24 protein-coding genes and 1 tRNA gene are annotated in these 24404 nt (G+C 68.8%); 6 read left to right on the top strand and 19 right to left on the bottom strand.

Going from position 1 to position 24404, the window contains the following annotated elements; genetic code table 11:
* Window positions 1–45: 45 nt before the first annotated feature.
* The 5 genes from ACIQ0W_RS05340 to ACIQ0W_RS05360 form a co-directional block, all read right to left on the bottom strand.
* On the bottom strand, window positions 46–969 hold the full coding sequence (locus ACIQ0W_RS05340; protein WP_396641755.1) for an FAD:protein FMN transferase: 924 nt from the start codon (window positions 967–969) through the stop codon (window positions 46–48).
* Window positions 970–971: 2 nt separating this feature from the next.
* Entirely contained in the window at window positions 972–1433 is a 462-nt protein-coding gene (locus ACIQ0W_RS05345) for an FMN-binding protein (RefSeq protein ID WP_396641756.1), read from the bottom strand.
* A gap of 122 nt (window positions 1434–1555) precedes the next feature.
* Window positions 1556–2590: a ribose-phosphate diphosphokinase gene (locus tag ACIQ0W_RS05350; protein ID WP_396641757.1), complete on the bottom strand. Its 1035-nt coding sequence runs from the start codon at window positions 2588–2590 to the stop codon at window positions 1556–1558.
* Window positions 2565–4007 carry a bifunctional UDP-N-acetylglucosamine diphosphorylase/glucosamine-1-phosphate N-acetyltransferase GlmU gene (glmU, locus tag ACIQ0W_RS05355; protein WP_396641758.1) on the bottom strand — a complete coding sequence of 481 codons (1443 nt, stop codon included), beginning with the start codon at window positions 4005–4007 and terminating at the stop codon, window positions 2565–2567. The genes ACIQ0W_RS05350 and glmU overlap by 26 nt, the downstream gene beginning before the upstream one ends.
* Before the next feature lies 1 nt (window position 4008).
* A tRNA-Gln gene (locus ACIQ0W_RS05360) sits at window positions 4009–4080 on the bottom strand.
* A 145-nt stretch (window positions 4081–4225) separates the two neighbouring features.
* On the opposite strand from ACIQ0W_RS05360, the gene ACIQ0W_RS05365 reads away from it, so the two are divergent.
* Window positions 4226–4726, top strand: coding sequence for a MarR family winged helix-turn-helix transcriptional regulator (locus ACIQ0W_RS05365; protein WP_396641759.1), 501 nt, complete (start codon window positions 4226–4228; stop codon window positions 4724–4726).
* 38 nt (window positions 4727–4764) lie between these two features.
* The gene (locus ACIQ0W_RS05370) at window positions 4765–5271 is read left to right on the top strand and encodes a hypothetical protein (RefSeq protein WP_396641760.1); all 507 of its coding nucleotides are present in this window, start codon (window positions 4765–4767) and stop codon (window positions 5269–5271) included.
* A 34-nt stretch (window positions 5272–5305) separates the two neighbouring features.
* Here ACIQ0W_RS05370 and ACIQ0W_RS05375 read toward each other — a convergent pair whose 3' ends face one another.
* From ACIQ0W_RS05375 to rsmA, 9 genes are all read right to left on the bottom strand, one after another.
* Window positions 5306–7099 carry an ABC-F family ATP-binding cassette domain-containing protein gene (locus tag ACIQ0W_RS05375; RefSeq protein ID WP_396641761.1) on the bottom strand — a complete coding sequence of 598 codons (1794 nt, stop codon included), beginning with the start codon at window positions 7097–7099 and terminating at the stop codon, window positions 5306–5308.
* Between the two features lie 107 nt (window positions 7100–7206).
* Window positions 7207–8115, bottom strand: coding sequence for an ABC transporter substrate-binding protein (locus ACIQ0W_RS05380; RefSeq protein ID WP_396641762.1), 909 nt, complete (start codon window positions 8113–8115; stop codon window positions 7207–7209).
* Between the two features lie 59 nt (window positions 8116–8174).
* On the bottom strand, window positions 8175–8927 hold the full coding sequence (locus ACIQ0W_RS05385) for an ABC transporter permease (protein ID WP_396641763.1): 753 nt from the start codon (window positions 8925–8927) through the stop codon (window positions 8175–8177).
* Window positions 8924–9628: an ABC transporter permease gene (locus ACIQ0W_RS05390; RefSeq protein WP_396641764.1), complete on the bottom strand. Its 705-nt coding sequence runs from the start codon at window positions 9626–9628 to the stop codon at window positions 8924–8926. Before ACIQ0W_RS05390 ends, ACIQ0W_RS05385 begins: the two co-directional genes overlap by 4 nt.
* Complete coding sequence (locus ACIQ0W_RS05395) at window positions 9625–10449, bottom strand: ABC transporter ATP-binding protein (protein ID WP_396641765.1); 825 nt, start codon at window positions 10447–10449, stop codon at window positions 9625–9627. The genes ACIQ0W_RS05390 and ACIQ0W_RS05395 overlap by 4 nt, the downstream gene beginning before the upstream one ends.
* 16 nt (window positions 10450–10465) lie before the next feature.
* On the bottom strand, window positions 10466–10768 hold the full coding sequence (locus tag ACIQ0W_RS05400) for a DUF427 domain-containing protein (protein WP_396641766.1): 303 nt from the start codon (window positions 10766–10768) through the stop codon (window positions 10466–10468).
* Window positions 10769–11125: 357 nt separating this feature from the next.
* A complete protein-coding gene (locus tag ACIQ0W_RS05405; protein ID WP_396641767.1) occupies window positions 11126–12070 on the bottom strand; it encodes a 4-(cytidine 5'-diphospho)-2-C-methyl-D-erythritol kinase in 945 nt (314 codons plus the stop codon).
* A complete protein-coding gene (locus tag ACIQ0W_RS05410; protein ID WP_396641768.1) occupies window positions 12067–13131 on the bottom strand; it encodes an aldo/keto reductase in 1065 nt (354 codons plus the stop codon). The genes ACIQ0W_RS05405 and ACIQ0W_RS05410 overlap by 4 nt, the downstream gene beginning before the upstream one ends.
* Window positions 13128–14015 (bottom strand): 16S rRNA (adenine(1518)-N(6)/adenine(1519)-N(6))-dimethyltransferase RsmA, encoded by an 888-nt coding sequence (gene rsmA / locus ACIQ0W_RS05415; RefSeq protein ID WP_396641769.1) that lies wholly within the window; start codon window positions 14013–14015, stop codon window positions 13128–13130. The genes ACIQ0W_RS05410 and rsmA overlap by 4 nt, the downstream gene beginning before the upstream one ends.
* A gap of 130 nt (window positions 14016–14145) precedes the next feature.
* Here rsmA and ACIQ0W_RS05420 point away from each other — a divergent pair, with 130 nt between their 5' ends.
* Window positions 14146–15585, top strand: coding sequence for a sugar porter family MFS transporter (locus tag ACIQ0W_RS05420; protein ID WP_396641890.1), 1440 nt, complete (start codon window positions 14146–14148; stop codon window positions 15583–15585).
* Between the two features lies 1 nt (window position 15586).
* Here ACIQ0W_RS05420 and ACIQ0W_RS05425 read toward each other — a convergent pair whose 3' ends face one another.
* From ACIQ0W_RS05425 to rsmI, 4 genes are all read right to left on the bottom strand, one after another.
* Entirely contained in the window at window positions 15587–16465 is an 879-nt protein-coding gene (locus ACIQ0W_RS05425) for a TatD family hydrolase (RefSeq protein WP_396641770.1), read from the bottom strand.
* A 97-nt stretch (window positions 16466–16562) separates the two neighbouring features.
* A complete protein-coding gene (gene metG / locus ACIQ0W_RS05430) occupies window positions 16563–18140 on the bottom strand; it encodes a methionine--tRNA ligase (protein ID WP_396641771.1) in 1578 nt (525 codons plus the stop codon).
* Window positions 18141–18217: 77 nt separating this feature from the next.
* Complete coding sequence (locus ACIQ0W_RS05435; protein WP_396641772.1) at window positions 18218–18835, bottom strand: hypothetical protein; 618 nt, start codon at window positions 18833–18835, stop codon at window positions 18218–18220.
* Between the two features lie 10 nt (window positions 18836–18845).
* Complete coding sequence (gene rsmI, locus ACIQ0W_RS05440) at window positions 18846–19697, bottom strand: 16S rRNA (cytidine(1402)-2'-O)-methyltransferase (RefSeq protein ID WP_396641773.1); 852 nt, start codon at window positions 19695–19697, stop codon at window positions 18846–18848.
* A gap of 158 nt (window positions 19698–19855) precedes the next feature.
* Here rsmI and ACIQ0W_RS05445 point away from each other — a divergent pair, with 158 nt between their 5' ends.
* The 3 genes from ACIQ0W_RS05445 to ACIQ0W_RS05455 all read left to right on the top strand — a co-directional run bounded on the left by ACIQ0W_RS05445 (window position 19856) and on the right by ACIQ0W_RS05455 (window position 22434).
* Window positions 19856–21451 carry a dolichyl-phosphate-mannose--protein mannosyltransferase gene (locus ACIQ0W_RS05445; RefSeq protein WP_396641774.1) on the top strand — a complete coding sequence of 532 codons (1596 nt, stop codon included), beginning with the start codon at window positions 19856–19858 and terminating at the stop codon, window positions 21449–21451.
* A gap of 103 nt (window positions 21452–21554) precedes the next feature.
* The gene (locus ACIQ0W_RS05450; protein ID WP_396641775.1) at window positions 21555–21890 is read left to right on the top strand and encodes a hypothetical protein; all 336 of its coding nucleotides are present in this window, start codon (window positions 21555–21557) and stop codon (window positions 21888–21890) included.
* Between the two features lie 97 nt (window positions 21891–21987).
* Window positions 21988–22434, top strand: coding sequence for a MarR family winged helix-turn-helix transcriptional regulator (locus ACIQ0W_RS05455; protein WP_396641776.1), 447 nt, complete (start codon window positions 21988–21990; stop codon window positions 22432–22434).
* Between the two features lie 7 nt (window positions 22435–22441).
* On the opposite strand, the gene ACIQ0W_RS05460 is transcribed toward ACIQ0W_RS05455, so the two are convergent.
* Window positions 22442–24283 carry a thioredoxin domain-containing protein gene (locus ACIQ0W_RS05460; protein ID WP_396641777.1) on the bottom strand — a complete coding sequence of 614 codons (1842 nt, stop codon included), beginning with the start codon at window positions 24281–24283 and terminating at the stop codon, window positions 22442–22444.
* Window positions 24284–24404 lie beyond the last annotated feature (121 nt).

Here is a 24404-nt window from a genome sequence, read left to right on the forward strand (position 1 = left end):
TCCGTTGGGCGAAGGGGCGGGGCCGAGCCACCCAGCCACGCGACCTCACGCCACGCTAGCGGTCCGCGTGAACAGCTCCGCGGAGCATCCGTGCGACCATTCCACGCGCCCGTTCGTGAGCATTCGCACCCATTCCGCACCCCACCGGTGAGCGAGTTCGTCGCCACCGTCGAAGAAGAGCGCGGTCGCCAGTGCATCCGCTCGCATGGCCGTCTCTGCCACGACCCAGGTCGCCGCGACGGTGCGGACGGGCACCCCGGTGCGCGCATCGAGCACGTGATGCAGCCCGTCGCCCCACGCGCGTCGGTTCGCGGCCGAGGCGCAGAGCGCGGCATCGCGCACCTCCCACACGCCGATGGCGCGCTTCGCATCGAACGGATGCTCCAACCCGATGCGCTGCATCACCCCGGTGACCAGCAGGTCACCGCTCGCGTCGACGACGGCCCGGCCCTCGGTCCACGGCTCGAGAGTGCGTGCCACGACATCGACGAGGCGCCCCTTGCCGAGCGCGCCCACGTCGATCATCGCGGGCTCATCGAGCACCAGGCGTTCGTCACGCCACCGCACGCGCGCGGGCCAGTTCGTGGGCGCCGCGAGCGGATCCCCCGCCCGAAACGAATAAGAGGCGTCGTACCCCAGGCGATCGAGGGAGGCCCCCACGAGCGGGTTCACGGCACCGGATGTCGCAAGCGACACCTCCTCGAAAACGTCGAGCATCGCGGCGGCATCCGTCGGTACCGGAACGGGCCCAGCCCCGCGCGCGAGCAGCGAGACGAGCGAATCGGTGCGGAAGCGGGACCATGTGGAATCGAACGCCTCGATGACGCGATCGACCGCCGCACGCGCGTCGTCCGGCATCTCGTCGACCGTATCGACACGCCAGCGCGTGCCGATCGCGTCGAACTCCCACGTCTTTTCACGAGGCACGGTCGCCGCGAGCTGCCCCGGGGAGTGCGGCAGCGGGGACACGATCAGGCTGCCGCTTCGTCCTTGATCGCGGCGATCGCGTCGTTGAAGCCGCCGCTCGTCAGCGAAGAACCGGCAACCCTGTCGACCGAGATGTCGTCGATGTTCTCGCCCACGACTTCGTCGCTGATGCCCCCGATGAACTCCGACTGGTAGCGCTCGGATTCGGATGCCTGCGGGTCGCCCGACACCTCGACCGCGGTGATGACGTCGTCCGCGAGGGTGATCGTCACCTCGATCGTCTCGACGGTTTCGGGGGTCTGGTACGAGCCCGTCGCCGTGTATGTGCCGTCGACGTACGGGGCACTCGACGTGCCGGACCCGTCGTTGCCTGCGGTATCCGTCGAATCCGTCGCGGCGGTGCTGCATCCGGCCAGCGCCAGGGTGCCGGCGACGCCGATCAGGGCGGCACCCGTTCGAATCGGACGGGCACGTGGCGGACGAGGGGCGAGAGTGTCGCGGATCATCGGGGGCTCCTTCGGGGAATGGACCGGAATGCTCTGCCGTATCTCCGAGCGTAGAGCGGCCTGGGTCCGATACTCCCCGAGGAGCCTATGAAGATTCTCGGAACCGCAGCGGCGGTCGCGGATCAGGCGGCGCCGTCGAACATGCTCGTGACCGAGCCGTCCTCGAAGACCTCGTGGATCGCGCGGGCGAGCATCGGCGCGATCGGCAGAATCGTCAGGCCCGGGAAGCGACGACTTTCGGACAGCGGGATGGTGTCGGTGACGACCACCTCGTCGATCGAGACGTCCTGCAGACGCTCGGATGCGGGATCGCTGAAGACCGCGTGGGTCGCGGCGACGATGACGCGCTCGGCGCCCGCGGCCTTGAGCGCCTGGGCGGCCTTCACGATCGTGCCACCGGTGTCGATCATGTCGTCGACGATCAGGCAGACGCGTCCCTCGACATCACCGACGATCTCGTGCACCGTGACCTTGTTGGCAACCTTCGGGTCGCGACGCTTGTGGATGATCGCCAGCGGCGCACCCAGGCTGTCCGACCAGGTATCGGCGACGCGGACGCGGCCCATGTCGGGCGAGACGACCGTGAGCTTGGTGCGGTCTTCCTGCGACAGCGTCCGCTGGAAGTACTCCAGCAGAACCGGCTTGGCGAAGAGGTGATCGACGGGACCGTCGAAGAAGCCCTGAATCTGGGCGGCGTGCAGGTCGACACTCATGACGCGGTCGGCTCCCGCGGTGCGCAGTAGGTCGGCGACGAGGCGCGCGCTGATGGGCTCGCGTCCCCGGCCCTTCTTGTCCTGACGGGAGTAGGGGTAGTACGGAGCGACGACGGTGATGCGCTTCGCGGATGCACGCTTCAGGGCATCGAGCATGATGAGCAGCTCCATGAGCCACTCGTTGACCGGGTGACCGAACGACTGGATGACGAAGACATCGCACCCGCGGATCGAGACCTCGAAGCGGGTGTAGATCTCGCCACTCGCGAAGGTACGGTGCTCGGTCGGTGCCAGCTGGATGCCCAGCGCTTCGGCTACCTCGTCGGCGAGAGCGGGAGCGGAGCGTCCCGAGACGACGACCAGCCGCTTCTTCGTCTTGGCGACGAGTCCGGGCGCGATGTCCAGGTCTCGATCGAGGTCAACCGTCTTCTTCTTGCGAGCCATTGGGGGCCTTCTCTGCGGCCTGAGCCGCTGCAGTGCCAGGTCGGTTGCGTGCGACCCAGCCCTCGACGTTGCGTTGCGAGGCCACGGTGAGTGCGAGCGCGCCCGGCGGAACATCCTTCCGCACGACCGTACCGGCACCGGTATAGGCCCCATCACCGATCCTAACCGGCGCGACGAACACGTTGTGCGCCCCGGTGCGGACGTGGTCGCCCACCTCGGTGCGGTGCTTCTCTACCCCGTCGTAGTTGGCGATGATCGTGCCGGCACCGACGTTCGCACCCACGCCGACCTCGGCATCGCCGAGGTACGACAGGTGCGGAACCTTACTACCGTTGCCGATGCGCGCGTTCTTCGTCTCCACGAAGGTGCCGATCTTGCCGCGCGAGCCGAGGTACGTCCCGGGACGCAGGTACGCGAACGGTCCGACCGTCGCGCGGGCGCCGATCACCGCGAGCGTCGCATCGGTGCGTGTGACCGTGGCGTCCTCGCCCACCTCGCAGTCGACGAGGCTCGTGTCGGGGCCGACGATCGCGCCCTCGGCGATGCTCGTAGCGCGGAGGATGTGCGTGTTGGGCAGCACCGTCACGTCGGGAGCGAGGGATGCGGTCACGTCGATCCAGGTCGTCGCGGGATCCTGCACCGTGACGCCCTCGAGCTGCCAGCGGCGAACCGTACGGGCATTGAGCTCCGCCGCCGCCGCCGACAGCTGCACGCGGTCGTTGATGCCGAGCGCGGCCGTCGGGTCGGGGGCGAGGGTCGCGCCGATCGTCATACCGGCGGTGTGGAACAGTGCGACGACATCCGTCAGGTATCGCTCGCCCTGCGCGTTGTCGTTGCCGAGGGCACCGATCTCGCGCCGCAGCGGCGCCGACTGGAAGATGTAGACCCCGGCGTTGATCTCGGCGATCGCACGCTCCTCGGGCGAGGCATCCCGCTGCTCGACGATGCGCATCACGCCGCCGTCGCCCGAGCGGATGACGCGCCCGTACCCCGTCGGGTCGTCGACGCGGGCGCTCAGCAGGGTGACAGCCGCCGCCGCGGCACGGTGTCCGGCGACCAGCTCCGCAAGCGTCTCCCCATCGAGCAGCGGCACGTCCGCGCTCAGGATCAGGATGTCGCCGCCGAACTCGCTCAGGTGCTCGAGCGCGACCTGCACGGCGCGCCCGGTGCCCGGGATCTCGTCCTGATCGACGACGATCGCCTCGGGTGCGACATCCCGAACCGCGTCCGCGATCAGATCGCGTTCGTGGCGCACCACGACGAGCAGTCGATCGGGGTCGAGCGTGCCCGCCGTGTCGAGCACGTGCTGCAGCAGGGACCTGCCGCCGATGCGGTGCAACACCTTGGGTGTTCGCGATCTCATCCGTGTGCCCTGGCCCGCGGCGAGGACGACGATGGCGAGATTCTGATCAGTCATGCTCCGCCGCCAGGATTCGAACCTAGACCTAACAGCTCCAAAGGCTGTCGTGCTGCCGTTACACCACGGCGGACCGCGGCCGCTCCCGACCGCACCCCCAAGTCTGCCAGAGCCGGACTTGACGCACTCCCGCTCGCGCCCCTCTCCTCGATGTCCCGACTTTTCACCCCATGGCACCGCTTGGGGTGAAAAGTCGGGACATCCGCGATGATGGGGGGATGCCACGCGAGAGCGACGAAGTCGACCGGATCGTCGCCGCGTGGACGGCGCAGCGCCCCGACCTGGATTTCTCGCCCCTCGAGGTACTCTCCCGGGTCGACCGGCTCTCGCGACACCTCGACCGCGCACGCCGCGCCGCGTTCGGACGCAGCGAGCTCGTCTCGTGGGAGTGGGACGTGCTCTCGGCCCTGCGCCGCTCGGGCGAGCCGTTCCAGCTCAGCCCCAAACAGCTCCTGCAGCAGACGCTCGTCTCCAGCGGCACGATGACGAACCGCATCGACCGACTCGTCGGCCGGCGGCTTGTGCGCCGAGAGGCCGACCCGGGCGATGGACGCAGCGTGCTCGTGACCCTCACCGACGAGGGGCGCACGCGCGTCGACGCCGCGATCACGCGCCTCGTCGATGCCGAATCGCATCTGCTATCGGAGCTTTCACGCTCCGACCGCGAGAGACTCGCGGGGCTGCTCCGCAAGCTCAGCCTGGGTTTCGACGCGGAATGACCGACGCGGATGACCGGACCGACCGAGGGGAATCTGCCATGACGAACGCGACCGATTCGAGCGCAGCAGGCTTTGGCGCGTGGCTCCGCCGGGTCTTCGGCGGCCCGTCGGCCGTGTACGGCCTGATCCTCTACTCGGCACTCATCGCGGGTGTCTCGGATGAGTCGACCGACGCCCTCGAAGTGCTGTTCGTGTCGCTTTTCTCGCTCATCATCTTCTTCATCGCCCACGTCTTTGCGCACACGCTGAGCGACCACGGCGAGAAGGGCTTGCGGGATGCGTTGAGGGGCGGACTCGCGCATTCGGCGGGCATGCTCTACGCCGCGATCCCCTCGACGCTCGTTCTGATCGTGGGTGCCACGACGCGGATGGACGCGGAGGATGCCGTCAGCATCGCGCTCCTCATCGCCAACATCGAACTCGGTGTGCTCGGCTACTCGGCCTACGCACAGCGCGGCGCCCCCCGGATCGTGCGGGTTCTGGGCGCCGTCGGCACGGCGATCCTCGGGTTTGCGATCACGGTTCTGAACTACGCCGTGCACTGACCGAGCTGCGCGCGCGGATTCCCCCGCGGCCCGACTACTCGAGCTGTTCCGAAAGCTCGAGCCAACGCTCCTCGAGACTGACGTTCTCGGTCTCGAGCTGCCCGATCGCCGCCATCTTCGCCCCGAGGCCCACGAAGTCGGACTGATCGTGGTCGGCGAGGGCCGTGCGTTTCGCCGTGATCTCGGCATCGACCTTCGCGATCCGACGCTCGATCGAGGCCAGTTCCTTTTGCGCCGTGCGCAGGTCGCCCCCGCTGAGTCCCGCGGCCTTGGCACCGACGGCGGCGGACGTCTGGCTTCCGCCGGCCTTCTGCTGCTCGCGGCGACGGCGCAGGTACTCCTCCACGCCACCCGGCAGGTGGCGCAGCCGCGTGTCGAGGATCGCGTACTGCTGATCCGTGACGCGCTCGAGGAAGTACCTGTCGTGGCTGACGACGATGAGCGTGCCGGCCCACGAATCGAGCAGGTCCTCGATCGCCGCGAGCATGTCGGTGTCGAGATCGTTCGTGGGTTCGTCGAGGATCAGCACGTTCGGCTGGTCGAGCAGGATGAGCAGCAGTTGGAGGCGGCGCTTCTGGCCACCCGAAAGGTCCTTGACCGGCGTCGACAGCTGCTCCGACGCGAAGCCCATCCGTTCGAGCAGCTGACCCGGGGTGAGGTCCTGCGCCTTGGATCCAGTGCCGATCGTGTAGCTGGTGCGCAGGCCCGAGATGACAACGCGGACGGGGTCCCCCAGGTGGGGCTCGAGCGAGTCCATCTGCTGTGTGAGAGTGGCGACCTTCACGGTCTTCCCGCGCTTCACCCGGCCGGTGGTCGGTTCCAGCGTGCCGGCGACGAGCCCGAGCAGAGTCGATTTGCCCGCCCCGTTCACTCCGAGGATTCCGGTGCGCTCGCCCGGCGCGATGCGCCATTCGACGTCGTTCAGCACCGGCACGCCGTCATACGCGACGGATGCATCGAGCAGGTCGACGACGTCCTTCCCGAGCCTCGTCACCGCGAGCGACTGCAAAGAGACCCGATCGCGGATCTCGGGCACGTCGGCGATCAGCTCGTTCGCCGCGTCGATGCGGAACTTGGGCTTGGTGGAGCGGGCCGGCGCCCCGCGGCGCAGCCACGCCAGCTCTTTGCGGGCGAGGTTCTGCCGGCGCGCTTCGATCGTCGCCGCCTGGCGGTCGCGCTCGACACGCTGCAGGATGTACGCGGCATAGCCACCCTCGAAGGGGTCGACGATACGGTCGTGTACCTCCCAGGTGGTGTTGCAGACCTCGTCCAGGAACCACCGGTCGTGTGTCACGACGAGCAGCCCACCGGAGTTCGCGGACCACCGGCGCTTCAGGTGCTCGGCGAGCCAGGCGATGGCCTCGACATCCAGATGGTTCGTGGGTTCGTCAAGCGCCAGGATGTCCCAGTCCCCCGCCAAGAGCCGCGCGAGGGCGACGCGGCGGCGCTGACCACCCGACAGCGTGCCGAGCTTCGCCGCCCAGGGCAGGTCGCCGAGCAAGCCCGTGACCACATCGCGGACGAGGGGGTCGCCCGCCCACTCGTGCTCGGGGGTGTCGCCGATGACGGCGCCCCCGATGGTGTCGTCATCGGCGAGGGTCTCGCCCTGGTCGAGCACACCGATCCGCACGCCACCGCGCACCGTGACGCGCCCGCCGTCGGGTTCGAGACGCCCGGCAAGCATGGCGAGCAGGCTCGACTTGCCGTCGCCGTTTCGGCCGACGATGCCGATGCGATCGCCCTCGTTGACGCCGAGCGAAACGGAGTCGAAGACGACTTTGGTGGGAAATTCGAGGTGCAGGGCCTCAGCCCCGAGAAGATGAGCCATATCGGCTCTAGGCTATGCGACCCGTCTGAACACACCCGCAGACAACACGAAGCGCCCGGGGCGGATGCCGCCGGGCGCCTCGTGTGCGGAAGGTTCCGCGATGGATATCAGACGAGGCCGTTCTCCTCGAGGAACTGTGCCGCGATGTCGTCCGGCGACATCTCGTCTTCCGTGCTCTGGACGTTCAACGCCACCAGGGCGTCCGCCGTGAGAGCCGCGCTGACGGCGTTGATGACGTCCGCGATCTCGTCGGCCACGTCCGCGTTCACGACGGGGACGACGTTCGAGGCGAGGAACAGTCCCTCGGGGTCTTCGAGCACGAGCAGATCCTGCGTCTGGATGCGCGGGTCGGCCGTGAAGACGTTCGCGACGTTCACCGTTCCGGCGACGAGGTTCTCGACCGTCGTGTCACCCGTCGGCGAGAAGGTCACGTCGACGCCGTACGTGTCGGCCAGGCCTGTCGGACCGTAGGGACGCTCGGCGAGCTCGGGCGGACCTCCGAGCGTCAACGGGACGGTCACGTTCGCCAGGTCGGCGATCGTGGTGAGCCCGTTCTCCTCTGCGAACGCCGCCGTCACGGTGTACGAGTCCTGGTCGCTCGCCTCAGCCTGATCGAGAACCGTCAGGTTCTCGGGCAGGGCCTCCTGGAGGGCGGCGTAGACGTCCTCGGACGTGCGCGCCTCGGTCGCTTCGTCGAAGTACTGGAGCAGGTTTCCGCTGTACTCGGGGAAGAGCGTGATGGCACCGGACTCGATCTCGGGCATGTAGGCGTCGCGCTGGCCGATGTTGAACTGACGCTCGACCTCGAACCCGGCGCCCTCGAGCGCCTGAGCGTAGATCTCGGCGATGATCTCGTTGGAGTAGTACGCCTGTGAACCGATGACGATCGTGTCACTCGACACGTCGCCACCAGCGGATTCCTCTTCGAGCGGGTTGCTGGAGGAGCAACCCGCGAGCACGAGCGCCGCTGTCGCCGCGAGCGCGCCGAAGGCAAACCTCTTTTTCGCTGTGTTCATGGTGCTGTTCTTCTCTCTGTGGGTGGGACGGTGATAAAACGGGGTGTTGGGCTCGGCGTTCAAGCGGGTGAGGGCTGCACGGATGGCCGCGGTGCTGCACGATCACGGCGCTTCTCACGGCCCGGGCCAGCGCCGCCGCCCCGTCCGGCGAGCACGCCGCGCGGGACGACCATGCGCTCGGCGATCGCGAACAGCGCGTCGAGCACCAGCGCGAGGGCGGCCACCAGGATCGCCCCCGCAAGCACCTGGTCGAAACGATTGAGGTTGATGCCCTGGATGATGTACAGACCGAGGCCCCCCAGGCCGACATAGGCGGCGATCGTGACCGTCGCGACGATCTGCAGCGTCGCGGCGCGCAGGCCGGACACGAGTAGAGGAAGACCGAGTGGCACCTCGATGCGCCAGAGGATCTGCCACTCGGTCATGCCCACGGCCCGTCCGGCGTCGATCACGCGGCGATCGATCGCCTCGAAGCCCGCGTAGGCGCCCGCCAGGATCGAGGGGATGCCGAGCAGCACGAACGTGATGACGGCCGCGGCCTGCGTCTGCAAGACGCCCATGAGCAGGACCAGCAGGACGAGCAGGCCGAAGGACGGTATCGCGCGCGCCGCGCCGGAGATCGCGACCGCGATCTCGCGTCCCTTGCCCGTGTGGCCGATCGCCCAGCCCGCGGGGATGGCGATGACCGCCGCGACCAGGACCGCGAGGAACGTGTAGCCCAGGTGCTGGGCGATCGCGACGGGGATGCCGAGCGGCCCCGACCACCGTTCGGGGTTCATGAGCCACGCCAGGGTCTCGGCGAAGAGGTTCATGCGACTACCTCCGCCGGGGCGATCGCGCGACGGGCGCGGCGCTCGGCGCGCCGCGCATCGCGGCGGCCGGGCTTGCGTGCCCAGGGCATGAGCGCCCGACCCGCGAGCACGAGGAGATAGTCGAGGATCAGGGCGATGATGACGACGGCGACGACGCCAGCGAGAACCTCGGGGATGATGCGCCGCTGCAGCCCGTTCGTGAACAGGTAGCCGAGGTTCTGGACGCCGATCAGGATACCGACGGTTGCGAGCGAGATCGTGCTGACGACCGTCACCCGAAGTCCCGCGAGGATGACGGGCCCCGCGAGCGGGAACTCGACGGCCCAGAACCGGCGGAACGATCCGTATCCCAGAGCCGTGGACGCCTGGCGGATGGCCGGGTCGACCGACTGCAGGCCGTCCGAGACGGAGCGGGTCATGATCGCGACGGCGTAGATGGTGAGCGCGATGATCAGGTTCGTCGGGCTGATCGCGCTGTAACCGAACAGGGCCGGCAGAAGCATGAGCAGCGCGAGCGAGGGGATCGTGTAGAGCAGTCCGACGACGGTGATCAGACCGCTCCTCAGAAGCTTGTACCGGAACGCGACCCACCCGAGCGGCACAGCCAACACGAACCCGATCACGATCGCGATCACGCTCTGCTGGAGGTGCACCAGGGTCAGCTCGCCGATCAGGTCGAGGTTGTCGAGCACCCAGTTCACGTCGGCACCCGATTCACGAGCGCGCCCTGCGCGCGGCCCTCGGCGTCGATCACCACCGTGCCGTGCGGTGTCTCGCGCAGACTCAGCGCGCGCTTGCCCTTGTCTGAGCCGATGAAAGTCGAAACGAAGTCGTTCGCGGGGTTCTCGATGATCTCGTCGGGGCTGCCGACCTGGGCGACGGTCGCACCCTTCTCCAGCAGCACGACCTGGTCGCCGAGGAGGAAGGCCTCGTCGATGTCGTGCGTGACGAAGATGATCGTCTTGCCGAGTCCCTCTTGTAACCGGATGAGCTCGTTCTGCAGCTCGGCGCGCACGATGGGGTCGACGGCGCCGAAGGGCTCGTCCATCAGCAAGATGTTGGGGTCGGCAGCCAGCCCGCGAGCGACACCGACCCGCTGCTGCTGACCGCCCGAGAGCTGTGCCGGATAGCGGCCGGCGAGCGAGGCATCCAATCCCACCGTTTCCATCAGCTCACGCGCTCGCTCGCGAGCCTCGCGGCGCGGCGTACCCTGCAACACGGGCACGGTGGCGATGTTGTCGATCACCGTGATGTGCGGGAGCAGGCCCGAGTTCTGCATGACGTAGCCGATGCTGCGGCGCAGTTCGACGGCGTTGCGCGAACGGATGTCTTCACCGTCGATCTCGATCGTCCCCGCGGTGAGGTCGACCATGCGGTTGACCATCCGCAGCAGCGTCGTCTTGCCGCAGCCCGACGACCCGACCAGAACGGTCGTCTTGTGCGCGGGCACGACGAGCGAGAAATCATCGACGGCAGCGGTGCCGTCCGGATACTCCTTGGAGACCGAGCGGAACTCGATCATCGCCGGGGCTCAGCCGTCACGGGACGACCGAGACATCCTTCCCGAACGCGACGTGGCCGGCGAAGTCGCGGCCGACGCGTTCGACGGCGCCGTCGTACAGATCGGGGTAGCTCCACGCCGCGTCCTCGACCAGTCCACCATCGGTCTGGAGGTGCCAGTACTGTGCTGCACCCTTCCACGGGCAGGTGTACGGCGTGGGGCTCTCGACGAGCAGCCCCTCGGTCACGCTCGACTGCGGAAAATACCAGTTGCCTTCGATCCGGACCAGGTCCTCTTCGGGTGCTTCTGCGACCACCAGGTCGCCTACGACTGCGCGCATCGTTCCTCCTCGGAGAGCGGTGCGTCCGAGCCTAGCGGCCCCCGCCGACACGAGGGCCAGGCTTGCGAAACCCCGTCCTAACCGGCTACGGGCTCAAGACTGGGCGTCGACGACCTCGCGCCACGGACCCCACTCGGGGTCGTGGCCTACTCCATCGCATTCCCGACTCTCTCCTCGCCCTCCCGTCTCGCGTCTCGCTTCTCTCCCTCACCGAGCGCGCCATCCCTTCCTCCCACCGAGATCGCCCGTTAACCGCGAGTCCGCTGCTTATGCACCGTAGGTATCCGGCGGGCTCGGCGACAAGCGGCGATCTCGGCAAGGCGGCGCCCGGCGCGGGGCGCGGGGGCCGCGCGCGGGTCAGGGGATGACGCGGGCGCCGGGTACCGGGCCGTGGGCGCTCAGGGCGACGTGGCCCGAGGCCGAGAGCGCGACGCGCACATCGAGGGCGGCCTCGGCGTCGGCGCAGAGGAACGCCGTCGTCGGGCCGGAGCCCGAGACGATTCCCGCGAGGGCCCCCGCGCGCTCACCCTCCTCGATGCGCGCCACGAGATCCGGGCGCAGATTCTGGGCCGCGACCTGAAGGTCGTTGCGCAGCGCCGCCGCGAGCCGGAGAGGATCGCCCGCGCGCAGCGCGTGCAGCACGTCCGGATCGACGACGGGCTGGCGGACCGCCGGCGCGATGTCGGTCTGGGCACGCTCGCGATGCGCGTCGAGTTCGGCATAGACCTGCGGGGTCGACAATCCCCCGCCATCCGTCACGAAGACCCACTCGAACCGCCCGCGTGCGAGCGCGGGGCTCAACTCGTCACCGCGACCGGTACCGATGGCCGTGCCGCCCTGCAGCGCGAAGGGAACATCGGCCCCGAGCCGTGCGGCCAGCCCCTGCAACTGCGTGGTCGTCAAGCGCGTGTCCCACAGCGCGTCGCACGCGACGAGTGCGGCGGCGGCATCTGCCGAGCCGCCGCCCATGCCTCCCGCAACCGGCACGCCCTTGCGGATCTCGAGATGCACACCTCCCTTATAGCCCGTTTTGCTCGCGAGCAAGCGCGCGGCGCGAAGCGCGAGGTTCCGATCGTCGATCGGGACGCCGGAGGTGTCGACGGACCCGTGCACCGAGACCGAGAAGTCATCGGATGCGGTGGCCCACACATCCTCGAACAGGGAAACCGCCTGAAAGGCCGTCGCCAGTTCGTGGTAACCGTCGTCCATGACCCGGCCGACCTCGAGGAAGACGTTGACCTTGCCCGGTGCGCGCACATGCACGCGCGCCGCGTCGGGCCGCAGGGGGCCGGCGGTGCTCACAGCGCAGACGACTCCGCCCAGAGATTGACATCCAGAGAGTCCGACAGCGCGTCGATCTGCTCGAGTTCCTCGGTGTCGAAGGCGGGGCCCGCTAGCGCCGCGATGTTCTCGTCGAGCTGCTCCGTGCGGGATGCCCCGATGAGCGCCGACGAGACCACGCCGTCCCGCAGCACCCACTGCAGCGCGAGTTGCGCGAGGGTCTGACCGCGTTCCTTCGCGATGACGTCGAGGCCACGCAGCTTCGCGACGGCGTCGTCCGAGAGTCGTCCGCTCGGGAGCGAACCACGCTTCTGCGCACGCTCGGCCGAACCGTCACCGAGGTACTTGGACGTCAGCAGACCCTGGGCGAGCGGCGTGAATGCGATCGCACCCATGCCCTCCTGGCGGAGCACCCCGGTCAGGCCGTCCTCGATCCAGCGGTTCAGAATCGAGTACGACGGCTGATGGATGACGAGCGGCGTCCCGAGCGAGCGGGCCACGGCGGCGGCCTCGGCCGTCCGCTCCGCGCTGTACGACGAGATCCCGACGTACAACGCCTTGCCCTGACGCACCAGGGTGTCGAGCGCCCCCACGGTTTCCTCGATGGGCGTCACCGCGTCGGCTCGGTGCGAATAGAAAATGTCCACGTAGTCCAGACCCATCCGCGTGAGCGACTCCTCGGCGGAGGCGATCAGGTACTTGCGCGAACCGTGGTTGCCGTACGGGCCAGGCCACATGTCGTAGCCCGCCTTCGACGAGATGATGAGTTCGTTGCGGTACGGTGCGAGGTCCTCGCGCATCATCCGTCCGAAGTTCGTCTCGGCGGTGCCGTAGGGGGGGCCGTAATTGTTGGCCAGATCGAAGTGCGTGATGCCGCGGTCGAAAGCGCCGCGCAGGAGCGCACGCTGGTTGTCGAACGGGATGTTGTCGCCGAAGTTCCACCACAGGCCGAGAGAGATCGGCGGAAGGAAGAGGCCCGACGTGCCGACCTGGCGGTAGTCGGTACCGCTGTAACGGTCTTCCGCCGCCGTGTACGGGCGGTGGAGTTCGGACACGGAGGGGAACCTGACGCTTTCGCTCATCCGTCCAGGCTAGCGATGCCGACGGATCCCGGCGCCACCTTGCGCAAAGCCGCGGCGATGCGTTCGAACTCGTCGATGCCGAGCTCTTCGCCCCGTGCCGTCGGCGCGACGCCCGCCGCCGTGAGGATCGCCGAGGCATCCGCAGCGCTTCCGCCGAGAACCACGGCGAGCGCCTGGCGAAGCATCTTGCGTCGCTGCTGGAATGCCGCATCGACGATGGCGAACACCGCGCGTCGGTCGTCGTCGCTCCCCCGCGGTTGCGCGTCGCGCTCGAAGGCGACGAGTACGGAGTCGACGTTCGGCACGGGCCAGAACACCTGCCGCGACACCATCCCGGCCAGCCGCCATTTTCCGTACCAGGCCGCCTTGACGCTCGGCGCGCCATAGACCTTCGATCCGGGGGGCGCCGCGAGCCGCTCCCCCACTTCCGACTGCACCATCACGACGCCACGCTCGAGATCCGGAAAGTGCTCGAGCAGGTGCAGCAGCACGGGCACCGAGACGTTGTACGGCAGATTCGCGACCAGCACGCGCGGGTCGCCCGGCAGCTCGGTCACCCGCAGCGCGTCTGCATCGACGACCGTGAGCGCGCCGTCGGCGACCCCGTGTGCCGTCGCCGTTTCGGGCAGGCGGGCCGCGAGACGATGATCGATCTCGACGGCGGTGACGGATGCCCCGGCCTCGAGGATCGCCAGCGTCAGGGACCCGAGCCCGGGTCCGACCTCGACGACCCGGTCGTCCTCGGTGACGCGCGCGATCTGCACGATCCGGCGCACCGTGTTGGCGTCGACGACGAAGTTCTGACCGAGCTTCTTGGTGGGCGTCACATCGAGCTCGGCCGCGAGTCGGCGGATCTCGGATGCGCCGAGGAGGGTCACCGACATGCGCCCAGCCTAGGCCGTGGGTTCCCGGGCATGGTTCGAATCGCCCGGAGGGTGATGCGTCCCGCCCTACACCGTCCGGGGTAGTGTGTCCGTCGTGAGCACCGGAGCCATCCCCACGCAAGCGTTCTCGATGAAGAGCCCCTTCGGGCGACGGGCCGTGGGGCTCTCCATTGCGGCGGCGGTCGGCGGGTTCCTCTTCGGCTTCGATTCTTCGGTCATCAACGGCGCTGTCGCATCGATCGAGAATCAGTTCGGCCTCAACGCGGTCGTCACAGGAGTCGTCGTCGCGATCGCGCTCCTGGGTTGTGCTCTGGGCGCGGTGCTCGCCGGAGTCCTCAGCGACCGGTGGGGTCGCCTCCGGGTCATGATGATCGGTGCCGTGCTGTTCTTCGCGAGCGCCATCGGCTCCGGACTCGCATTCAGCGCGGTCGACCTGACGGTCTGGCGCTTCATCGGTGGCCTCGGCATCGGAATCGCCTCTGTGGTCGCGCCGGCCTACATCGCCGAGGTCGCGCCGCGACAGATCCGCGGCACGCTCGGTTCGCTCCAGCAGCTGGCGATCACCCTCGGAATCTTCGGCGCCCTCCTCTCCAACGCCGTTCTCGCGGGAGTTGCGGGTGGCGCGTCGTCGCAGTTGTGGTTCGGACTCGAGGCGTGGCGATGGATGCTGCTCGTCGAGGCCGTTCCGGCACTCGTCTACGGCGTGCTGGCGTTCACGATGCCCGAATCCCCCCGCTTCCTCATCGCGAAGGGGCGTTACGACGAGGCCCGCGCGGTCTACGCACGGCTCGTGCCCGAGGCCGACCTCGAGCAGACCATGCGCGAGCTCGACCAGAGGATCCAGCAAGACAAGAAGTCACGGGGCGTTTCGCTCCGCGGCAAGGCGCTCGGGCTTCAGCCGATCGTCTGGACCGGCATCATCCTGTCGGTCTTCCAGCAGTTCGTCGGCATCAACGTGATCTTCTACTACTCGACGACCCTGTGGCTGGCCGTGGGCTTCACCGAGCAGAACTCGCTCCTGATCGGTGTGATCACCTCCGTCACCAACGTGGCGGTGACGATCGTGGCGATCGTGCTGGTCGACCGCGTCGGACGCAAGCCGATCCTGCTGACCGGTTCCGTCCTGATGGCCGTCTCCCTCGGGGCCATGGCTCTGTCTTTCGCCTTCGCCGAGACGGTCGATGGAGAGGTGTCGCTCCCCGGCGCGTGGGGTCCGATCGCGCTGGTCGCGGCGAACCTGTTCGTGATCGGTTTCGGTGCGTCGTGGGGCCCGCTGGTCTGGGTGCTGCTCGGCGAGATCTTCCCCAGCCGCATCCGCGGCAAGGCGCTGGGCGTCGCCGCCGGGGCGCAGTGGATCGCCAACTTCCTGATCACCGTCAGCTTCCCGGCGATGTCCGGATGGTCGCTTCCGCTCACCTACCTGATGTACGCCGTGTTCGCGACCCTGTCGTTCTTCTACGTACTCCTGCGCATCCCCGAGACCAAGGGCATGGAGCTCGAGCAGACCGAGACGCTGTTCACCGTCGCGGCCGACGACCGCGCCGCCGCGAAGGCCGCCCGCGCGCGGTAGGTCAGAACTCGCCATACGCCGCGACGGTGTTGGCGGCGAGCTGCGCGCACAACTCGTCGACGTCGACACCGAGTTCGGCGGCCATGAAGCGGACCGTGACGGGGATCAGGTAGGGCGCGTTCGGACGCCCGCGGTGCGGCACGGGCGTCAGGAACGGGGCATCCGTTTCGACCAGGATCCGCTCGCGCGGGGTGACCGCAAGCGCGTCGCGCAGGTTCTGGGCATTCTTGAACGTGACGTTGCCCGCGAACGAGAGGTAGTACCCCCGGTCCGCGGCGATGCGCGCCATCGCGTCATCGCCCGAGAAGCAATGGAACACGGTGCGATCGGGTGCGCCGACCCGCTCGAGCGTCTCGAGCACGGCGTCGTGAGCGTCGCGGTCGTGGATCTGCATCGCGATGCCGTGCTTCTTGGCGAGCGCGATGTGCGCCTCGAAGCTCTCGAACTGCGCGGGCAGCCCCTCCTCCTCCGTGCGGAAGAAGTCCAGGCCGGTCTCGCCGACGGCGCGCACGCGGGGCTGCGCGGCAAGCTCGTCGATGACCGCGATCGCCTCGTCCAGCCGACCGGCCGCGGCGTAGGCCGGGGCCTCGTTCGGGTGGATCGCGACGGCCGCGAGGACTCGCACGTGTGAGACCGCGGCCCAGGCCGACCAGCGGCTGGACTCGATGTCACCCCCGGCCTGCACGACCCCGATCACGCCGACCTCGGCGGCGCGCTCGAGCTGCTGCTCGAGGGACAGCGGATCAGGGCCGTCCATGATCTCGAGGTGGCAGTGGTTGTCGTACACCGCGACGGCGAGAGGCTCGGGAGCACCCGGATACCGGATGTCTTTTCGCCCTTCTTGCGTGCGCTCGCGCACGTACTGGCTCGGGTCACTCACGTTGCTGTGTCTCCTCGAGTCACGCGAACGGACGCAACACGCCGCCTCGAGCCCGCGTCAGACGGCGTGTTGCGTCCGTTCGCGGTGGTCCGGCTCGTCACACGCTCTGCTCGACGCGCGGGAACAGCGGTGCCAGGCCGTTGACGCTCGTGCCGGGACGGAGGATTCCCCAGGCGCCGGCCTCGCGGATCGGCTGATCGCGGAGTCGCCCGAGGCTCTCGGCCGCGCCGAGCGCGATCCAGAGCTTCTCGGTCGACTCGGGCGTCACGGGCGAGAGCAGCACGGCGAGCGCGCGCAGACCCTCGGCGGCGGTGTAGAGCACCGTGCCGAGCCGCTCGCGCTGGGCATCGTCCTTCGCCAGGGCCCACGGCGCGTTCTCGGTGATGTACAGGTTGAGCGCGTCGACGATCGTCCAGATCGCGGCGATCGCCTCGTCGATGCGGAATCGGTCGATGGCCGCGTCGGCGGTGGTAACGGCATCCGAAACGATCTTCTGCACGGCGAGGTCGCCCTCGGTGTACTCCCCCGGAGGCGGCACGATCCCCTCGTAGTACTTCTCGATCATCGCGATGGAGCGCGAGGCGAGGTTGCCGAATCCGTTCGCGAGCTCGGCCTGGTAGCGGGCCGACAGGTCCTCCCACGAGAACGAGCCGTCCTGCCCGAACGCGATCGCCGAGAGGAAGTAGAACCGGTACGCATCCGAACCGAAGACATCCGTGATCTCGGTCGGCGCGATTCCCGTCAGATTGGACTTCGACATCTTCTCGCCGCCGACGAGCAACCAGCCGTGCGCGAACACTCCGCGCGGCACGTCGAGCCCGGCCGCCATCAGCATGGCGGGCCAGATCACGGCGTGGAAGCGCAGGATGTCTTTTCCGACCACGTGGTACGCCGGCCAGCGGCGCTCGAACGTCTCGGGATCGGCGCCGTAGCCCACGGCGGTGGCGTAGTTGAGCAGCGCATCCACCCACACGTAGATGACGTGCGAAGAGTCCCACGGCACCTCGATGCCCCAGTCGAACGTCGACCGCGAGATGGAGAGATCCTTCAGACCACTGCGGACGAACGAGATGACCTCGTTGCGCGCGGACTCGGGGCGCACGAAGTCCGGCTCGTCGCGGTAGAGCTCGAGCAGCCGGTCGGCGAACTCGCTGAGCTTGAAGAAGTAGTTCTTCTCCTGCAGCAGCTCGAGCGGCTTCGAGTGGATGACGCAGACCTTCAGGCCCTCGAACGGGCCGGTGCCGTCGACGATCTCGGACTCGGGCTTGAACTCCTCGCAGCCGACGCAGTAGAGCGCCTCGTATTCGCCCGCGTAGATGTAGCCGCGGTCGTAGATCGCCTGCAGGAACGTCTGCACGCGGGTCTCGTGGCGCTCCTGCGTCGTACGGATGAAGTCGTCGTTGGCGATGTCGAGGGTCTCGAGCAGGGGGAACCACGACTCGGTGACGAGCTTGTCGACCCACTCCTGCGGGGTGGCGTTGTTCGCCGCCGCCGCGCGGATCATCTTCTGGCCGTGCTCGTCGGTGCCCGTGAGCATCCAGGTGTCATCGCCCGCCTGGCGGTGCCAGCGCGCGAGCGCGTCGACCGCCACCGTCGTGTACCCGTGCCCGATGTGGGGCACGTCGCTGGGGTAGTAGATGGGGGTGGTGATGTAGAACGAACGGCCGGAAGTCACCCGTCGATTCTAGGCGGGACGGATGCGTCGGCTCCGCGGTGTGACGAACGCCCGGGTAGCGGGCCCGGCAACGGGATTCATCCGGTGATGGCGGTCAGCGCTCCGCCTGCGACCGCGCGTGCGACGTCGGGTTCAACAGGAGCGACCAGCGCGATCCAGACATCGTCCACGAAGATGTACACGAGCTGGTTGATGAAGAGCTCGTCCGAAAACGTCGAGGTGAAGGCCAGTTCGCCATCGATCGTCGTCTCGGTATAGAGCGTCGAGGTGCGGAGCCCGTCGACGAGGGCGCTCTGCGCCGCAGCGCTGGTGCGGAAGACGAAGAGGGGGAGCGTGCTCTCCCACACGTCTTCGACCCACCACAGGCACGCCAGTGCTTCGTCGGCCCCGGCCGCCGTCTCGCGGGCGAGGGGTCCCGGGAGCGTCTCGACCGACGGCACCGTGGGTGCGAGGTACTGGGGCGCTCCGGTCAGTTCGCTGATCTCGGCGTCGGAGAGCACCTCCCCGCACGCGGCGGGCACGACGATCGCCGGGGCCGTCGGGGCGGATGCGTCGGGCGCAGAGGCCTCGGCACTCGGGTCCCCCGCGCCCATCGTTGTCGCCTCGCCCGGGCCCGCGTCGCCCGGCTCGGGGGCGCATCCGGCCAGGACCAGTCCGATGATCAGAAGGAGGGCGACCCCACCGCGGCGGCTCATGCCCGCAACGCTACTTCGGCTTCGCGTCGGACTTCGGTTTTGCGTCGGACTTCGCCGCGAGCGCCGCCTGATACAGCTCGCGCGAGGGATGTCCGGTCGCCGCGGCGACCTCCGTGCAGGCATCCTTCATCCGTCCGCCCGCCGCGACGAGCTCGAGCACCTGGGCGACGGCTTCCGCGAGCGGCGGGCGGGCGTTCGATGCCCCGCCGACCACGATGACGCATTCGCCCCGGACGCCACCCTCGGCCCAGTCGGCGAGCTCGGCGAGTCCGCCGCGCTTGACCTCTTCGTACATCTTCGTCAGCTCGCGGCACACGGCGGCGGGACGGTCGGCGCCGAAGACTCCGGCCATATCGGCGAGGGTCGCGGCGATCCGAGACGGAGCCTCGAAGAACACCATCGTGCGCGGCTCGCGCGCCAGTGCCGTGAATGCCGAGCGGCGCTCGCCCTGTTTGCGTCCCGGGAAGCCCTCGAAGGTGAAGCGGTCGGTCGGCAACCCCGCCACGGCGAGCGCCGTCAGGACCGCACTCGGGCCGGGCAGTGCGGTGACCGTCACCCCGCGCGCCGCGGCCTCGGCGACGAGGCCGAAGCCCGGATCGCTGACCGTCGGCATGCCCGCATCGCTCAGGACGAGGACGTCCTGCTCCGCCGCGAGGTCGACGATCTCGGCGGCGCGCTGCTTCTCGTTGTGATCGTGCAGGGCGATCAACCGCGGGCGATTGGTGATGCCGAGGCCCGCCAGGAGGCGCTGCGTCGTGCGGGTGTCTTCGGCCGCGATGATCGTCGCCGCCTCGAGCGTTTCGACCAGACGGCGCGAGGCATCCCCGAGGTTGCCGATCGGGGTCGCGGCGAGGATCAGCATCCGGTCAGTCTCGCATCCGTACCCACACGACCGAACATCTGAGAGGTACGACGGGCCCCACAGTGCCCGACACGCCGTGTTTGGGACCGTAAACCCGATCCGTACCTCTCGGATGTACGCAGCGGCTGCGCAAGGCACCCGCCGCATAGGCTTGTCGCGTGCAGCCGGCCAGCGACCTCGACCCCGAACGCACCGGCCCCATCCCGACCGACCCCTTGCAGCCCCTCGCGCGGCCCACGGTGTTCGAACGACTCGTGCTCTGGCTCCGGACCCGACCCGGCGTCGGGGGGCTCTGGCACTGGCTCGCGCCCGCCCTGGTCACGCTGCTCGCGGCAGTGCTGCGCCTGTTCAACCTGGGTCATCCGCACGCTCTGGTCTTCGACGAGACGTATTACGCGAAGGATGCCTGGACGCTCTCCCGCCTCGGCTACGAGTCGAAGTGGCCCGACGGAGCCGACGAAGCATTCCTCTCCGGCGACACGATGGGCTTCCTCACCGACGGCAGCTTCGTCGTGCATCCCCCTCTCGGCAAGTGGCTGATCGCGCTCGGCTACGGCGCGTTCGGCGCGGACACCGCCTGGGGATGGCGCTTTGCGGCCGCCCTCGCGGGCACCGCTGCCGTGCTGGTACTGATCCTCATCGCCCGCCGCCTGACGGGTTCGACCGTCTGGGCGTGCATCGCCGGACTCCTTCTCGCCGTGGACGGGCTCGGGATCGTCCTCGGCCGCGTGGCCCTGCTCGATGGCTTCCTGATGCTCTTCGTGCTGCTGGCATTCTGGTTCGTCCTGATCGATCGCGACAGAATGCACACCCGCATCGCGCTCGCAGCATCCGGCGAGGACCCGCCGAGCTGGGGCCCGGTGATGTGGTCGCGTCCGTGGATCCTGGCCGCCGGCGTCGCGCTCGGCGCCGCGACCGCGGTGAAATGGTCGGGCCTCTACGTCCTGGCGGCGCTGGGAATCTACCTCGTCGTGACTGACACCCTGGAGCGACGGCGCGCGGGGATCCGACGCTGGTTTCCGGATGCGGCGCTTCGCCAAGGGCCCGTGACGTTCCTGCTCTTCGTACCGGTGGCGGCCCTCGTCTACCTGTCGACCTGGACCGGTTGGCTGGTCACCCAGGGCGGTTATGACCGCGATTCGGATGCGAATCCCTTTCTCGCGCTCGGGAACTATCACCAGGCGATCTACAACTTCCACGTGGGATTGACCAGCGGGCACTCGTACGCCTCGCCCGCGTGGCAGTGGCCGCTCCTGCTGCGTCCGACATCGATGTACTGGCAGAAGACAGACTCCGGCGTCGATGGATGCGACATGGCCGGCGGGTGCGTGCAGGCGATCTCGAGCATCCCCAATCCGCTGATCTGGTACGCGGGAGTCGCCGCGATCGTCTTCCTGGCGGTGCGTCTGGTCTGGCCGGGGTCGGGACGCTCACGGGACTGGCGGGAGGCATTCGTGCTCACGGGGGTCGGGGCGACCTATATCCCCTGGCTGCTCTACGCCGAGCGGACGATTTTCCAGTTCTACACGATCGTGATCGTGCCGTTCCTCATCCTCGCCCTCGTCCTGTCGCTGCGCCGGATCGCTGGGCCATCGGATGCACCGACCGACCGTCGCACGAGCGGTCAGGGCGCGGTCGCGGCATTCCTGCTCGTCGCCGTTGCGGTCTCGGTGTTCTGGTACCCGCTGTGGACGGCCATCGAGGTGCCCTACGAGTTCTGGCGTTTGCACAACTGGATGTTCAGCTGGATCTGACCCGCGTGTCGGATCCGCCGCCCGCGCAGATTTAGGTAACTTGCCTAGTAACTATCCGTTCTATGCAACTACTCCGTGCAGCACGTGCGCTCCGGGAGGTTCGATGGCACTCGTCGAACCGCCGATCGCGCCCTCACGGATGCGCACGGTCTGGGTATCGGTCGGGCCCGGCCTGATCGCCGGCAACCGCGGCGGCAACTTTCTGGGGTGCATCGACGAGGTACTCGGGGGCTTTGTCGCGACCGATGCGCAGGGTGAGCCCGTGGGTCGTTATCTCGAACTCAGCGATGCGAAGGCGGCACTCGGACGGCGCTCGAGCGAAGCGCTCCTGCGCCGCAAGCCGCGCATGGCGCGTCTGGGTTTGACGGCCGCAACCGGCATGGGCGTCGTCGCGCTGGGGGTCGCGCTCGCGGCCGTCGCGCTGACGACTTTCCGCTAGAAGGTCTACTCTCTCGATTATTTAGCTAAATTCAGAAGCTAATCTGTCGTAGGCTGTGGGATTCGCACGTTCGTCCATCGCCGAGAGGGGCCCCGCCGTGTACGCCGACACCCGCAGCGACCCGCTCCACGCGCTCCTCGGCCTCGAGGCGGCCCTGGCGGGTGAAGAACGCGAGCTGCGCGGCATCCTGAATCTGGGCGCCAACGACATCGTCGTGCTGCGCCTGCTGCTCGCGGCCGAGCAGGCCGGCGACCTCGTGCGACCGAGCGAGATCAGCCGCACCCTTGCGATCTCGACCGCGGCGACGACGGCGCTCATCGATCGGCTCGAGACCCGGGGGTACCTCGCACGCCGGCCCCACGAGTCCGACCGTCGCAGCATCCGTGTCACGGCGACGATTCCAGACGACTCCCCCGTGCGCGCCGCCTTCGCCACCTCGCGCGGGCACCGCGCCGACGCGCTCGACGGCTTGCCGCCCGAGCAACGCGATGCCGTCGCCTCGGCGTTCCGACGGCTCAGCGATGCGATCGGACCGAGCGAGTAGCCGCTGCTCAGTCCGAGAGATCCCGCGGGTCCGTCGTCGGCAATCGACAGACGAACGCGCGGCAGTCGTATGCGGTCGGCCGCGCGTCGGTGGGCGACTTGCCCTCGAAGAGGGAGAATCCCGCGCCCGCGAACTGCGCGGCTCGCTGCACCGGCACGACTGCCACGATGTCGGCGGTGACCGCCCGTGCCGCACGAGCGAGCGGGTCGTCCGCGTCGTCGGAAACGACGACGATCTGCCGCGGGGCCGTGGCGAGTCCCACGGTGACGGCGAGTAGCGCGCCGTAGCCGAGCGGACGGCCGAGCGCCTCGGCGACCCGTGAGCCAACGATGCCGGATGCGCGAGCGCGATATCCCTCGCCTGCCCCGAGCAGCCAGAGGTCCAGGCACGCTCCCGCGATCGCCGCGTCGCCCGAGGGCTCATCGCCGTCCGACTCCCCGCCGCCCGTGTTGATCCCCTGAGCCGCGAGCACGGGGTCACCCCCGCCCGGCGCACGCACCGCGAGGGTCTCGGTGTCGACACACAGGTCGACGAGTGTTCGCGCGACCACGGCGTACGCCGGTTCGGCCGCCGCGACAGAGAGTGCCAGCAGGCCCGATGCGAACTGACCGTAGTCCGCCAGCACGGCCGGGGCGCGCGAGGGGATCTCATCGAGCGAGGCGCGGACGAGGGTGCCGTCCGGGCGCAGGTTGTTCTGGATCACGTCCTCGGCCGCGCGCGCCGCCGCCTCGATCCAGCTCGGCTCGCCGAGACGAGCTCCGGCACAGGCGAGCGCACCGATCGCCAGGCCGTTCCAGCCCGTGACGACTTCCCCGTCGACGGCGGGCGGCGACAGCTGCCCCCGGCCCGCCGCATCCTGTGCGTAGTAACCGCCCTCGCTCCGCTGTCCCTCGATCACCGATTCGGAGTCCTGGGCTGCGCCGAACCCTCCGGATGCCTGTTGCAGCACATCGATCAGGAACGAAGCGATCCCCGCGGCCACCGATGCCTCGCCCGCGCGGACGGCCGCGTCGAGCAACTGCGCGTTGTCGGTCAGCATGCGCTCGTAGTGCGGCACGGACCAGTCTCGGCGCGTCGCATAACGGAAGAACCCGCCCTCGACCGGATCGCGCAGGGGCGACGCGGCCATCGTCTGCACGGTGCGTGCGGCGAGTGCTGCCGCCTCGGGCGCGTGCTCCGCGAGCCCCGGCGCCTGGAGGAACCGGAGCGCCGTCGCGATCGGAAACTTCGGGGCATCCGCCGAGCCGCCGGAGATGAACCCCCCGTGCGCCGGATCCTCCGCCGCGGCGACCGCGCGCGCAGCACCGGCGAGATCCTCGAGCGTCGGAAGCGACCCGTCGGCCCCCTGCGCCGCGGTGCGCAGGGCCTCGGCGATCGCGTCCGCGGTCCCGTCGACCTCGTCCCGCCGCTCGGTCCACGCCTCTCGCACCGCCGTCAGCACATCGCGGAATGCCGGGACCGGCGGCCGCGCCTCGGGCGGATAGTACGTGCCCGCATAGAAGGGGACGCCGGTCGGCGTCGCGAAGACGGTCAGCGGCCAGCCCAGGTGCGGCGTGAACGCCGCGGCCGCGGAGAGATAGGTGGCGTCGACATCCGGATGCTCCTCCCGATCCACCTTGATGGCGACGAAACCGTCGTTCAACTGCTCCGCGATCGCCTCGTCCGAGAAGGACTCGCGGGCCATGACGTGGCACCAGTGGCACGTCGAGTACCCGATGGACACGAGTACGGGCACATCCCGCCGCGCCGCCTCGGCAAAAGCCTCGGGACCCCAGGGGTACCACGCGACGGGATTACCCGCGTGCGCGCGCAGGTAGGGGCTGCGTGAGTCGTCCAGGCGAGAGGTCATCGGCCGTTCCTTCCCGTGCATTGCGTTCACAATTCAGTCTCTGCGGCCTGCGGATGTGGGGCCGTGCCCGTCTTTCCAGACCGAATCCGCCGTGCCCATACTCGAAAGACTGAATTGTGAA

This window comes from Microbacterium sp. (assembly GCF_044340635.1).
In the GTDB taxonomy this organism is placed as follows: domain Bacteria; phylum Actinomycetota; class Actinomycetes; order Actinomycetales; family Microbacteriaceae; genus Microbacterium.